Source organism: Brevibacterium sp. CS2, from assembly GCF_005280295.1.
GTDB lineage: Bacteria > Actinomycetota > Actinomycetes > Actinomycetales > Brevibacteriaceae > Brevibacterium > Brevibacterium pityocampae.
The window spans coordinates 2,815,096-2,828,041 of the sequence record NZ_CP040020.1 but is presented as its reverse complement, the minus strand read 5'-3'; the positions used below and the strand labels follow the sequence as shown (position 1 = coordinate 2,828,041).

The 12,946-nt window shown below is 73.0% G+C and carries 11 protein-coding genes; 4 read left to right on the top strand and 7 right to left on the bottom strand.

Features of this window, described 5'->3' with window-relative positions; translation table 11 throughout:
• Positions 1–6 precede the first annotated feature (6 nt).
• On the top strand, positions 7–1,044 hold the full coding sequence (locus FDF13_RS12725; RefSeq protein ID WP_137319971.1) for a low specificity L-threonine aldolase: 1,038 nt from the start codon (positions 7–9) through the stop codon (positions 1,042–1,044).
• Positions 1,045–1,051: 7 nt separating this feature from the next.
• Here FDF13_RS12725 and FDF13_RS12720 read toward each other — a convergent pair whose 3' ends face one another.
• On the bottom strand, positions 1,052–2,986 hold the full coding sequence (locus FDF13_RS12720) for a PASTA domain-containing protein (RefSeq protein WP_137319970.1): 1,935 nt from the start codon (positions 2,984–2,986) through the stop codon (positions 1,052–1,054).
• On the bottom strand, positions 2,983–4,149 hold the full coding sequence (locus FDF13_RS12715) for a LysM peptidoglycan-binding domain-containing protein (RefSeq protein ID WP_254668805.1): 1,167 nt from the start codon (positions 4,147–4,149) through the stop codon (positions 2,983–2,985). The genes FDF13_RS12720 and FDF13_RS12715 overlap by 4 nt, the downstream gene beginning before the upstream one ends.
• Positions 4,150–4,273: 124 nt before the next feature.
• Here FDF13_RS12715 and FDF13_RS12710 point away from each other — a divergent pair, with 124 nt between their 5' ends.
• Positions 4,274–4,627, top strand: a complete 354-nt coding sequence (locus FDF13_RS12710; protein ID WP_137319969.1) for an Rv2175c family DNA-binding protein — start codon at positions 4,274–4,276, stop codon at positions 4,625–4,627.
• 102 nt (positions 4,628–4,729) lie between these two features.
• Here FDF13_RS12710 and FDF13_RS12705 read toward each other — a convergent pair whose 3' ends face one another.
• A complete protein-coding gene (locus FDF13_RS12705; protein WP_137319968.1) occupies positions 4,730–5,809 on the bottom strand; it encodes a polyprenyl synthetase family protein in 1,080 nt (359 codons plus the stop codon).
• Positions 5,806–6,378 (bottom strand): hypothetical protein, encoded by a 573-nt coding sequence (locus tag FDF13_RS12700; protein ID WP_137319967.1) that lies wholly within the window; start codon positions 6,376–6,378, stop codon positions 5,806–5,808. Before FDF13_RS12700 ends, FDF13_RS12705 begins: the two co-directional genes overlap by 4 nt.
• A 28-nt stretch (positions 6,379–6,406) precedes the next feature.
• Between FDF13_RS12700 and dinB the strand changes: the two genes are divergently transcribed.
• Together dinB and FDF13_RS12690 are read left to right on the top strand one after the other, a co-directional pair.
• Positions 6,407–7,648, top strand: a complete 1,242-nt coding sequence (dinB, locus tag FDF13_RS12695) for a DNA polymerase IV (protein ID WP_137319966.1) — start codon at positions 6,407–6,409, stop codon at positions 7,646–7,648.
• A 108-nt stretch (positions 7,649–7,756) separates the two neighbouring features.
• The gene (locus FDF13_RS12690; protein WP_137319965.1) at positions 7,757–8,179 is read left to right on the top strand and encodes a DUF3040 domain-containing protein; all 423 of its coding nucleotides are present in this window, start codon (positions 7,757–7,759) and stop codon (positions 8,177–8,179) included.
• Positions 8,180–8,456: 277 nt separating this feature from the next.
• On the opposite strand, the gene FDF13_RS12685 is transcribed toward FDF13_RS12690, so the two are convergent.
• From FDF13_RS12685 to FDF13_RS12675, 3 genes are all read right to left on the bottom strand, one after another.
• On the bottom strand, positions 8,457–10,670 hold the full coding sequence (locus FDF13_RS12685; protein ID WP_137319964.1) for a DUF3488 and transglutaminase-like domain-containing protein: 2,214 nt from the start codon (positions 10,668–10,670) through the stop codon (positions 8,457–8,459).
• Between the two features lie 203 nt (positions 10,671–10,873).
• On the bottom strand, positions 10,874–11,815 hold the full coding sequence (locus FDF13_RS12680; protein ID WP_137319963.1) for a DUF58 domain-containing protein: 942 nt from the start codon (positions 11,813–11,815) through the stop codon (positions 10,874–10,876).
• Complete coding sequence (locus FDF13_RS12675; RefSeq protein WP_137320503.1) at positions 11,815–12,783, bottom strand: MoxR family ATPase; 969 nt, start codon at positions 12,781–12,783, stop codon at positions 11,815–11,817. Before FDF13_RS12675 ends, FDF13_RS12680 begins: the two co-directional genes overlap by 1 nt.
• Positions 12,784–12,946: the final 163 nt, after the last annotated feature.

Genomic DNA, 12,946 nt, shown 5'->3' with positions numbered 1-12,946 from the left:
GCCCCGATGATCGATCTGCGCTCCGACACCGTCACCCGCCCCACGCCGGACATGCGCCGCGCGATGGCCGAGGCCGAGGTGGGCGACGACGTCTACGGCGAGGACCCGACGATCAATGCCCTCGAGGAGCAGGTGGCGGGGCTGCTGTCCCATGAGGCGGGCCTGTTCTGCCCCTCGGGGTCGATGACGAACATGCTCGGCATCGCCGCGCAGGTGCCCCGCGGCTGGGAGGTGCTCGCCGACCACCGCGCGCACATCCTGCGCGCCGAGTGCGGCGGTCATGCTGCGCTGGCCGGCGTCACCTCCCGCACCTGGGTGTCGGCCGACGGCACCTTCGATGCCGCGCAGGCGCTGTCCATGGTGAGCCGCCCGCGCGGCTACAACCAGGTGGGTACCGCGGTGATCTCGGTGGAGAACAGCCACAACTTCGGCGGGGGTCGGGTCGCCGACATCGAGCAGCTGCGCACCCTGCACGCGCGCACCCGCGAGCTCGGGGTCGCAGTCCACGTCGACGGCGCGCGGATCGCGAACGCCGCCGCGGCCACCGGGGTCGGACTGGGGGAGTACGGTGCGCTCGCCGACTCGGTCTCCCTGTGCCTGTCCAAGGGGCTCGGGGCGCCGGTGGGCAGCGTGCTCGTCGGCTCCGCCGAGCTCATCGCCGAGGCGCGCGTGCTCCGCAAGCGCTACGGCGGGGGCATGCGACAGGCGGGGATCCTCGCCGCGGCCGGCCTGTGGGCGCTCGAGCACAACCTCGAGCGACTGGCCGAGGACAACGCGGCCGCGGCCCGGATCGCCCGGGCCATCGCCGAGGTCGACCCGGCCGTCGTCGACCCGGACACCGTGGACACGAACATCGTCTTCATCGATCTCGGCCCCACCGGACTCGACGCGCAGGCCTACGCCGCGGCGACCGAGGCCGCCGGGGTGCGGGTGTCGGTCATGGACGAGGATTCGGTGCGGATCGTCACGCACCTCGACGTGTCCGCCGAGGATGCCCGGCGCGCCGGGGAGATCCTCGCCCGCAGCCTCGCCGAGAACGCCTGACCCGGAGTCAGTCCGTCTTCTCCTCGGACTCCGCCTCGTCCTTCTTCTCGCCGTCGGCGGGCTCCTTGCCCTTCGACACGGTGAGGATGACGAGCTCGCCCGGGCCCACCTCCTTCTCTCCGCGCGGCCACTGCGAGATCACGCGTCCCTTCTCGACGGAGTCGTCGTACTTCTCCTCCTTCGCCACGAGGAAGCCCAGGCGGGTGAGCTTGCCGAACGCGGTGTCGTACTCGAGCCCGGTGACGATCGGCACGGTGACCGGGGCGACGCCCTTCGACACGACGAGGTCGACCGCGGTGCCCGGCGGCACCTGTGCGCCGGCCTCCACCGACTGGGACATGACTTCGCCGTCGGGCACGCTCGACGAGTGCTCGCGCGACACCGTGCCGACGGTGAGGCCGGCCTCCTCGAGCGCGGTGCGCGCCTCCTCCTCGGTGCCGCCGGCGGTGTCCGGGGTGCCGAACAGCTCCTCGCCCTTCGACACGAGCACGGTGACGACGGAGTCCGGGGCGAGCTCGGTGCCCGGCCCCGGTTCGGTGCCGACGACCTTGCCCGCCGGCACCGCGGTGTTGAAGACCTCGTGGGTGCGGACCTCGAGCCCGGCATCGGTGATGGTGCGGGAGGCGTCGCGCTGATCCTGGCCGGCGACCGCGGCGGGCACCGCTGCCATCGGCTCCTCCGTGGGCGTCACGCCCCAGGCCACGAGGCCGAGCGCGACAGCGGCGGCGAGCACTCCGGCGACCCGCTTGCGCGGCCCGCGGCGACCGCCCGGACGGGTGCCCGCGCCGCCGTGGGGCCCGCCGCCGGACCCGGCGAGCATCCGGGTGCGCTTCGTGCGACCGGGACCGGTGGAACCCGCCGCCCCGTGCGCACCGGCGGAAGCACCGGCAGCGGCGACCCGGGAGTCCTGTGCGGCTCCGGTGTCGACGTCCCGCTCCGCGTCGTCGTCCTCCTCGTCGGCGAGGTAGGGGATCTCGTCGGTGCGCGCCCGCGGCTCCTTGGGCTCGGGCTGCTCTGGATCCTCGTCGATGACCATCGTCGCGGTGAGCACGGGGGAGTGGGCGGTGGGGTCGCCGTCGCAGGTGGCGAGGTCGAGCTCGGCCTCGGAGAGCGACATCCGCGCCTCGGTGAGCGCGGTGCGCAGGGCGCTCGCGCCGCCCGGCCGGTCGTCGGGCTCGCGGGAGGTCGCCCACAGCACGATCGCGTCGAGCAGGGGGCTGATCCCGGCGCGCGATTCCGAGGGGGCGGGCACCGAATCGTGGACGTGACGGTAGGCGACCTGGATCGGCACCTCGTCGGTGTACGGCTGGGAGCCGGTGAGCATCTCGTAGAACATGATGCCGAGCGTGTAGAGGTCGGTGCGCGCGTCGGCTCCCGTGCGGGTGACGAGCTCCGGGGCGACGTAGCCGACCGTGCCGATCAGCGTCTTCGTCGTCGTCGCGCTCGTCACCGCCCGGGCGAGGCCGAAATCGGCGAGCTTGATCTGGCCGTCGGTGCCGAGCAGCACATTGTCCGGCTTGAGGTCGCGGTGGATGATGCCGGCGGCGTGGACAGCCTCGAGCGCTGCGAGGATCGAGTCCATGACGACGATCGCCTGGCGCGGGCTGAGCCGGCCGCGGTGCCCCAGCTCCTTGCGCAGCGTCACCGACTCGAGGTACTCCATGACGAGGTAGACGACGTCGCCGTCGCGACCCTGGTCGTGGACGGCGACGAGGTTGGGGTGGCTGAGGCGCGCGGCGTTGATCGCCTCGCGCTTGAAGCGCTCGACGAAGGTGTCGTCGCTGAGCAGGTGGGCGTGCATGACCTTGATCGCGACCTCGCGGTCGAGCCGCAGGTCGGTGCCGCGGTACACCATGGCCATGCCGCCGCGGGCGACGACCGCCTCGATGCGGTACCGCTCGTCGAGCACGATGCCGAGCAGCGGGTCCTGGAGGGCCATCATGATTTCTGCTCCTGTGTCCTGAATCGGTCCTTCTGGACCTGCACTGCGCGCACGTAGCGCCGGGTGTCCGCGTAGGGTCCGTTCTCCTGCACCGAGCTCAGCCCCTGGTAGTAGCCCGCGAGTGCCTGCGACTCGGAGTCCGCGGTGCGGGTGAGCCAGCGCAGGATCGCCGTGCCGGCGGTGATGTTGTCCGCGGCGTCGAGGATGTCGAGATCGCGGCCGGCGAGCTGTCCCGCCCAGGCCCCGGCGGCCGGCGAGACCTGCATGACGCCGATCGCGTTCGCCGGGGACACGACGCGCTGATTGAACCCGGACTCCTGCTGGGCGACGGCGAGCGCGAGGCTCGGGTCGACGCCGAGCTGCCGGGCGATCGAGGCGACGAGCGCGGTGATCTCCGTCCGGTGCGGGGCCGGGCGGGCGGCGAGGGTCTGTTTGTTGATCCGAGCGGCGGTGTGGACCGCGGCGGGGTAGGCGCGGCCCTCGAAGGCGCGCGGCAGATGGGGGAGGTCGATGACGGCGGGCGGCGAGGGCCGCTGGCTCGATGCGCCGGTGCCGGAGAGCGCGAGGAGCTCCCCGGTGCGCAGGACCGTCGAGGTGCCCATCGCGTTCGCCCGCTGGAGCGCCGGGACGGTGGTGCCGTGCCGGTGCGCGATCGCGGCGAGCGTATCACCGGGGCGCACACGGTGCCCGGCCGGCGCCGGGACCGAGGCCTGCTCGGGCAGGGAGAGGACCTGGCCGGGGCGGACGCCCGCCTTCCCGCGCAGGCGGTTGAGCTCGAGCAGGGCGGGGGCGGACACCCCGTGCTTCGCGGCGATGGAGATCACCGTGTCCCCGGTCCGCACCTGGTAGGTGCGCCCGCCGTGGGACACCGGGACCGCGGCGGTCGTGGTGCCCGAGGTGAAGCCGGGTCCGTCGACGACGAAGGGAAGCTGGGGAGCCTCGGTGACGGGTGCCGCGGCCGCCTCGAGCGGTGCAGTGGGACCGGGAGCCGGGGCAGGACGGGAATCCGGCTGCAGCGGGGAGCCGGGGGCATCGGGGTGCGCGGCCTGAGCGGGGGCGGTGCCCGCGAGCAGGGCGGCGACCATGAGGGGCGCGGACGCGGCGGCAGTGCTGTACGCCCGTCGGGCCCGCGGTGAGGCGGGACGCGTCGCTGGAGTGCTCATGCGATGACCTGCAGTTCATAGGGGGAAGACAAGCTGCGGATGGAGTCATGACCAGCCTAGCGAGGAGACGGCGCAGAATCGGGTGAGCGTGCGCGCCCGGCGTGTCGGGCAGTACCCTGGACGGGTGAGCTCAGCAGAGACCCTCGTAGAGGAATGGACGACCCTGCCCGATATCGCCGAGGACACCGGCGTCGGCATCTCGAAGGTGCGGCGCTGGGTCGAGGACCGGGCGATCGCCGGATTCAAGCACGGAGACCCGATGGTGTTCCGGGTGCCGACCCTCTTCATCGACGGCGAGGCACCCGTCCCGGCGCTCAAGGGCACCCTCATCCTCCTCGAGGATGCAGGCTACGACGCCGAGGCGGCGATCGCCTGGCTCTTCAACCCCGACGACACGCTGCCCGGGCGGCCGATCGACCTGCTCCGGGCGAACAACAAGGGCGAGGTGCGCCGCCGCGCCCAGGCCCTGGCCTTCTGATCCGGCTCCCGGCCAGCTGATCCACCCGGCTGACTCGACCCCCGGACTGCTGAGCTGCGCCGCGCTCACCGAGCCGTCGCGATCGGCGTCGCGGAGCCGGCGTCAGGCGGCGCGGCGGGTGAGCCGGAGGATGTACGCCTCGAGCAGCGCGCGGTCCGTCGCGGCGAGCGGGAGCTCGGCGAGCGCGGACTCCGAGCGGGTGGTCTCCGCATCGATCTGCTCCTCGAACGCGGCGAGCGCGCCGGTCGAGATCAGCAGCTCCTCCATCCGGCCGATCTCCGCGTCGGTGAGGTCCGCGGCGCCGAGGCGCTCGGCGAACCAGGCGGCGGTGTCCGGATCGAGGCGGGTGAGGGCGGAGCCGACGAGCACGGTCTTCTTGCCCTGGCGCAGGTCGTCCCCGGCGGGTTTGCCGGTGACCTGCGGGTCCCCGAACACGCCGAGCTCGTCGTCGCGGAGCTGGAAGGCGCGCCCGAGCGGCAGCCCGAACTCTGCGAGCGCGGCGAGCTGGTCCTCGTCCGCGCCGCCGAGCGCGGCACCGAGCAGGAGCGGGTGCTCGACGGAGTACTTCGCGGACTTGTAGGTGAGCACCTCGCGGGCGCGATCGATGAGGTCCGCGGGCTCCACCGGTGCGGCCTGGAGCCGGATGTCGAGGAACTGGCCGACCATGACCTCGCGGCGGAAGTCGTCGTGCCGGCGGACGGCCTCGGGCTCCGCGAGCCGGGAGAGCCCGGCGGAGCTGTAGATCTCCTCGCTCAGCGACAGGCACAGGTCGCCGGCGATGATCCCGGCGCCGGTGCCGTAGAGGGCGGCGTCACCGGCCCAGCCGCGCTCGGCGTGCGCGGTGCGGTGCGCGGCATGGACGGCCGGACGCCCGCGGCGGGTGTCGGAGTCGTCGATGATGTCGTCGTGGATGAGGGCTGCGGCATGGAGCAGCTCGACGGACGCGGCGACCCGGGCGATGCCGGGCTCCGCAGCCGCGTCGCCGCCGCCGAGCTCGAAGCCCCACCAGGTGATGAGCGCGCGGATCCGCTTGCCCTTCGCGGTGAACTCGCGGATCGGGTCGATGAGCTCCGCGGCGCTCGGTGAGATCGCGGCGAAGGAGTCCGCTGCGGCGCTCAGTGACTCGGCGAGCGCGGTGTCGACCCGCTCGATGACGGCGGCCGGTGGGGTGAGCCGGCTCACGGAGCGACCACGCCGCCGACGGTCACGAGGCGCTTCGCCTCGTCGTCGGGGTCGGGGCCGATCGAGACGGACACGGTCTGCGCGTCGCCCTCGGCGTGGAACGCCTGCGTGGTCACGCCGTCCTTCGACCCGGCCTCGCCGACCGCGGCGAAGCCGTGGCCCTCGAGGGACTCGGTGTAGAAGGACAGGATGTCCTCCTCGGACATGTCGGTGCGCATGACGAGCGCCGCGTTGACCTGCTCGGCCGGCGCCTCCTCGCCCTCGGGGGCCTCCTCGCCCTCGGCCGGGGCGGATGCATCTGCGGACTGTCCGGCCTCCCCGGCGTCGACGGTGCCGAGCGAGGAGGAGATGATCTCGCTGTCGGGGAGCTGCTCGATCGCGGCCGGGAAATCGGGCAGCAGGGCACCCTGGGTGGTCATCACACCGGGGGTCCGCTCCTCCTCGGTCGGCTCGGCGGACTCGGCCGCCGCGGGAGAGGACTCCTCCGTGACGGGGTCCGGAGCGGTGCAGGCGGTCAGCGCCGCAGCGGTCGCGAGTCCGGCGCCCATGAGCGCGATGCGATGTATCATGCTCTCGAGTTTACCGGGCAGGGGTGAGATGAGTCGAAAGCAGCTGTCGCGCTCCGGCGGGGACCTCGCCGCCCTCGGCACCGACGACACCGGGTGCACGATCCTCCACCTCGACATGGACGCCTTCTTCGTGTCCGTCGAGCTCCTCGAGCGCCCCGAGCTCATCGGCACCGCAGTCATCGTCGGCGGTCGCAGCGGCCGCGGGGTCGTGGTGTCGGCGAGCTACGAGGCCCGCGAGTACGGCGTCCACGCGGCGATGCCGATGTCCCGGGCGGTCGCTCTGTGCCCGCACGCCACGGTGATCCCGCCCTCCAAGGGCCGCTACGGCGCGTTCTCCCGCCAGGTGTTCGAGGTCGTGTCCACGGTCACCGAGGACTACGCGCAGGTCAGCGTCGACGAGGGCTACCTCGATGTGAGCTCCGCGCTGCGCCGGCTCGGCCGCCCCGCGCGCATCGCCGCGGACCTGCGGGCAGCGATCCGGGAGCGCACCGGACTGGCCGCGTCGATCGGTGCGGCCGACAGCATGGTGGTGGCGAAGCTCGCCTCGGCCCGGGCCAAGCCCGACGGTCTGCTCGTCGTCCCCGTCGCCGAGGTCGCCGACTTCCTCCGCCCGATGCCGGTCGAGGCGCTGCCCGGGGTGGGTGCCCGCACGCAGTCGGTGCTCGCCCGCTACGGCATCCGGCAGATCGCCCAGCTCGCCGATGCCGACCCCGCCTGGCTGCAGCGCATCCTCGGCTCCGCGGGGATCACGCTCCACGGCTACGCCCACGGCCGCGACGGGCGCACGGTCCACAGCTCCGCGCGGGACCACACGATCAGCGGCGAGCACACCTTCCCGCACGACGTCGCGGACCCCGCTGTGCTCGAGCTCGAGCTGCTCCGGCTCGCCGACACCGTGGCCTCCCGCCTGCGCGGCGAGGGCAAGGCGGCGGCGGTCGTCGGGCTCAAGTACCGGCTGGCGGACTTCACCACCTTCTCCCGCTCGGTCACGCTCGCCGCCCCGTCCGACGTCGCCGCCGAGCTTCACGAGGCGCTGCTGCCGGCCCTCCACCGGCTCCGCGAGGCGCACGCGCAGCCGGTGCGGCTGCTCGGGCTGCGGGCCGCCGACCTCGTCGACATCTCCGCCGCCGGGCGCCAGTCCACGCTCGACGAGCCCGAGCACTCCCCGCGCGAGGCCGAACTCGCCCTCGACGCCGTGCGACAGCGGTTCGGGAGCGCGGCGATCAGCCAAGCATCCTTGATGCGGAGGAAGCGCGACCGGGGAGGCTGAGTGGTTCGTCAGAGATTCGGACCAATGGCTGCGGCCGGATGTCCAACTCGGCGTCGGCGGACTATGATGGGGATACTCAGTTTTCCGCGTGTGCACTAGGGGGCCGGCATGCCGCTTTCGGACCATGAACAACAGCTGCTCGATCAGCTCGAGAAGCAGCTGCGCAGCGAGGACCCCCGCTTCGCCCAGAACATCACGCAGCCGCGCAGCGAAGCCGGCTCGCCGATCTCGGCCAAGCGGTTCGTCGGCGGTGCGCTCGCGCTCATCGCCGGGGCGGCCGTGGTCGTCGCCTCGATCTATCTCTTCGAGCTCCCCTTCAACGTCATCGGCGGGGTGATCGGCTTCGCGATCATGGTGCTCGGCGGCTATTGGGCGGTCGCCGGGAACGATGCCCCGTCCGCGGCGCCCACCGGTGCCGCCGATTCCGCCACCCGTGCGCCGGGTAGGGCGAAGAGCGCCGCCGGCGGCGCGAACGGCGGCTTCATGGATCGCCTCGAGGACCGCTGGGACAAGCGCCGCCGCGGCGAATGATCCACTGCGCCCCCTGACCCGAGCACCGTGCAGACACTGATCGGCCCCGGACACCCGTCCGGGGCCGATCCGCGTCGTGCCCTTGGTCGCCTGGCCACTCCGTCGACCTGCCGCCTGTGCTCGAGCGCGCCGAGACCCGTCGACCTGCCGCTTCTGCTCGCTCACGCCGTCGAGCTGTCGCCTCTGCTCGAGATCCGGGCCGGGAATCGAGCACGAACGGCAGTTCGACGGAGGGATCGAGCATGAATGACAGCTCGACGGGAGCGTGGACCTCGGGTCAGCGGAGGCCGAAGACGCTCGCCGGCCACAGGCGCGCGCGCACCCCGGCCGCCGTCCCGGCCTGCTTCCGCAGACCCTCGCGCAGGGTACCGAGCGTCGAGCGCACTCGGGCGCTGTCGAGCTCGGTGCGCACGGCCCCGGCGTACCGTGACTCGTCGACGGCACGGCCGATCTCCGCCAGACCGTCGCGTTCGGGACCCGGGACGAGTTCGCCGAGCCGCTCGAGGTGCTCGTGCACCGTGATCGCCGGCGACAGCGGCATCCCGTGGTCACGGGCGAGTGCCCGGACCTCCTCCCACACCCGCTCGGGGTCGAGCGGCTCGCGCAGGCGGCGGCCGGCGGCGAGCAGCCGCAGCAGCGCCGGGAGCGCGAGGAGGACGAGTGCGAGCGCACCGAGGGTCGCGATGAGCGGCCAGGACGGACCGGAGGATGCGGCGTCGCCGCCGGTCGTGTCCTCGGTGGCCTCGGCCGTCGGCTCACCGGCGTCCTCGGTGCCGGGGTCCGGCTCCTCGGTCGTCGGCTCCTCGGTGGGTTCCGGCGAGGCGGTCTCCTCGGTGTCGTCGGAGCCGCCGGCCTCGGTCCACGGCGGGGGAGTGCCGGCCGGTCCACCCGGGGTGGGCTCGAAGCGCACCCAGCCGGTGCCCTCGAACCACAGCTCGGGCCAGGCGTGGGCCTGGTTGATCCGCACCTCGTAGGCGCCCTCGCCGGTCGGGGTGCCGCCGGTGAATCCGACGCCGATCCGCGCCGGGATGCCGAGCGAGCGGGCCATCGCGGTCATCGCCCCGGAGAACTGGACGCAGTAGCCCTGCTTGTCCTCGAGGAAGTCGGCGAGCACGTCGCCGGAGGCCTCCTCGGGCGCATCGGTGGAGTAGGTGAACTCGTCGGAGCGGAAGTACTCCTGGAGCGCGACGGCCTTCTCCCACTCGTTCTCCGAGCCCGCGGTGACCTGGTCGGCGGTGTCGGCGATGATCTGCGGGGTGTCCTGCGGCAGCGCGAGCAGATCCTCGAACTCCGTCGCGGACACCGGCTGGGCCTCGCGCAGGGCCTCGGCGGTGGGTTCGACGGAGAGGTAGTCGACACCGTACTGCGCACCGGCGGTGATCTCGCCGTTGCCGACGATCGTCAAGGTCTGTGCGTCGTAGATCCAGCGCCGGGAGACGCCGTCGACGGACTGCGGAGCGTAGGGCGCCGGCAGGTGCTGCTGGTCGAGGTCGACGATGCTGATGTCGGTGCGTCGCTCGGCGGTGCGGGTGTCGGCGGACACGCCGGGTGCGCTCGGCATCCCGTCGACCGCGACGGCGAAGGGGTCGAGGTCGAACTCGGCGGGCATCCACGTGGTCCCGTCGAAATTGCTCACCGAGGTCAGCCGGATCGGCGGGGCGAGCGGGTCGTCGGTGGTGTACGTGAACGCCATCGAGTCGTCGTCGGTGCTGAGGTCCTGCTTGAGGTCGAGGAACGGGTTGATCACCGTGAGGTCGCCCTGCGCGTCGACCGGTTGATCGGGGCGCACGGCGATGTCGGGCAGGAGCACCGGAAGGCCGACGCCGAGTGCGAGCGCCAGGGCGCCGGCGGTGATCGCGGTCGCCGGGGAGCGCAGGTGCACGGACCCGACATAGCTCGAGAGCATGAGGAGGAGGAAGGCGGCGGCGATGACCGCGAAGTGCCACCACTTCAGCTCCCGCGGAGCGAGCAGCACCGGGATGATGTAGACGAGGAGCAGGAGGATGCCGGCGACCTTGGGCGCCCGGATGTCGGACACGAGGCCGTCGATGAGCATGGTGATGAGTCCGAAGCCGACGGTGAGGATCGTCCGGAAGCCCGGGGTGCTCTGCGTCGGGGCGGTGGTGCTGTAGATGTCGTCGATGCCGGTGGCGAGCTGGGCGAACAGCTGGCCGAACGAGGAGCCGCTCGGCAGCACGCCGGCGGCGAGCGTGTCCGGGACGCACAGGTAGACGGCGGCGAGCGCGGCGACGACGAACTGCGCGATCACCGTCATGCCGGTGGCGCGCAGCGCGGGGACGGCGCGGAACACGGCGCCGGTGAGCAGGACCACCGCGACCATCGCGAGGACCTGGACGAGCCACACGGTGTCGGAGAACACCGCGGTCATGCTCACCGCCGCGAGCGTCATCGCCAGCAGCACGATGAGTGCGGGCAGGAGGATCGGCGGGGTGCGCGGGGCGGTCGGGGCCGCTGCAGGTGCGGCGGTCATCGGCGGCTCCTTCGGGTGCGGCGCGTCCAGGACTCCGGCAGCGCGAGGCGGTGACTGAACAGCTCGGAGTCGAGCCCTGCGGAGACCGCGACCTCGTCTGCGGTGAGTCGGCGGACGGAGGTCTTGCGCGGCAGGTGGGCGGCGATCTCGTCGGCGCGGGCGGGGAGGGGGCGCAGACGATCGCGGCGACGACTGCGCCGAGCTCAGCCGAGCTCGCCCGGCAGCGCCCGGCCGCCGGCCGAGTAGCGGGCGGTGACGAGCCGCAGCCGGTCCTCGCCCCGACGCCCGGAGAGCACCTCGCGGCGGCCCTCGGCGTAGAGCAGGACGTCGTACCCGGCGCGCAGGTAGGCGGTCGTCAGGGAGGCGGCCCCGGAGATCAGCACCTCGGTCGGGTGGTCGCCGGCGGCGAGGTCCGCGGTGTCGAGGACGACCGCGGCGAAGGGGGTCTCCTCCTCGGCCTCCTGCCGGACCATGAGCTCGCCCACCCGGGCCGTCGAGGCCCAGTGGATGTGGCGGAGGTCGTCGCCGGGCACGTACTCGCGGGTGTGGAAGTCGCGGCTCGTGTCACCGCGCACCACCTGCGGGCTGTCGCTCATCGGCCGTGCGATCCCGGCCGAGACCGGCAGCCCGACCCGCTGGATCGGGGTCGACACGGCCACCGGGTACTCCCGGTGCACCGTCGTCGTCACGCTGCACAGGCCGAACGGCCCGTCGATGACGGACTTCACCGCCTGCAGCCCGGACATCCCGCGGCGGGCCGGGGCGAAATCGGCGTCGATGGTGATCGTGCCGCCGGGCCCCATGCCCGGGATCCGCAGACCGCGCGTCTCGCCGAACCCCTCCTGGGGCACGAACTCGACCTCGAAGGCCCCGAGCGACAGCGGGGTCCGGTTGGTCAGGGTCGCCCGCAGATCGAGCGGCGCGCCGACCTCGGCCACGGGCACGCCGTCGACCCGGCGCGTGCGCGCGTCGAGCGCCGCGGCGAGCCGGGCGCCGGAGAAGAAGGCGAGGACCACGCTGAGCAGCACGAGCCCGAGCAGCAGGATCCCCGCCGGCAGCAGACCGGGCAGGGAGAACCGGTAGGCCGCCACGCACAGCGTGATGCCGGCCAGGGTGAAGACGATCCCCGCAGTGGTCAGGCGCATCAGTGCACGGGGGTGCGCGACACGACCTGGGACACGATCTCCGCCGACGCCTGCGGGTCGTCGTCGTCCTTGGCGATCACACGGTGGGCGAGCACGTCGACGGCGAGCGACTGGACGTCGTCCGGGGTGACAAAGGAGCGGCCGCTGAGCACCGCGAGGGCCTTCGCCGCGCGGAGCAGCTGCACGCCGCCGCGGGGCGAGGCGCCGAGCGCCACCCCGGGATCCCGGCGGGTGGCCTCGAGGAGCGACACGATGTACGTCCGCAGCTCCGGCGTGGCGGTGATCCGGCGCACGGTGTCGCGCGCCTGCATGATCGACTCGAGGCTCGTCACCGCCGCGAGACCGGCGAGCGGGTCGTGGTCGACATGGTGGTCGAGCATGTCGATCTCCGCCTGGGCGCTCGGATAGCCGATCGAGATCCGGGCCATGAAGCGGTCGCGCTGCGCCTCGGGCAGGCTGTACGTGCCCTCCATGTCGATGGGGTTCTGGGTGGCGACGACCATGAACGGGTCGGGCATCCGGTAAGTCGTGCCGTCGATGCTCGCCTGCGACTCGGCCATGCACTCGAGCATCGCCGACTGCGTCTTGGGCGAGGCCCGGTTGATCTCGTCGGCGATGACGATGTTCGCGAACACCGGGCCGGGCCGGAACTCGAAGTGCCGGGACTCCTGGTTGAACAGGTTGACGCCGAGCACGTCGGAGGGCAGCAGGTCGGGAGTGAACTGGACGCGCCGCACCGAGCCGTCGACGACCCGGCCGAGCGACTTCGCCAGCAGCGTCTTGCCCACGCCGGGGACGTCCTCGAGCAGCAGGTGCCCGCCGGCCAGCAGCGTGATGAGGGCGAGCCGGACGGCGTGGTCCTTGCCCTCGAGCACGGAGTTCATCGCCTGCCGGGCCTGCCCGGCGATCTGCTGGACCTGCGACAGGGCGGGATCGGTCGACTGGGAGCCGACCCCGGTGCCCGCCATGAGGCGGGAGTCCCCGCCCGCGGCGGCCGGCTGCTGGGCGGCGACCTGGGGGTAGCCGCCCGTGCGGGCGGCGCGGCGCGAGGTGGGCTGGTCGGATTCGCTCGGATAGCTCATTCGTCCATTGTCGCGCACCCGGCCGCCGCGCTCCACCTCGGGCCGGATC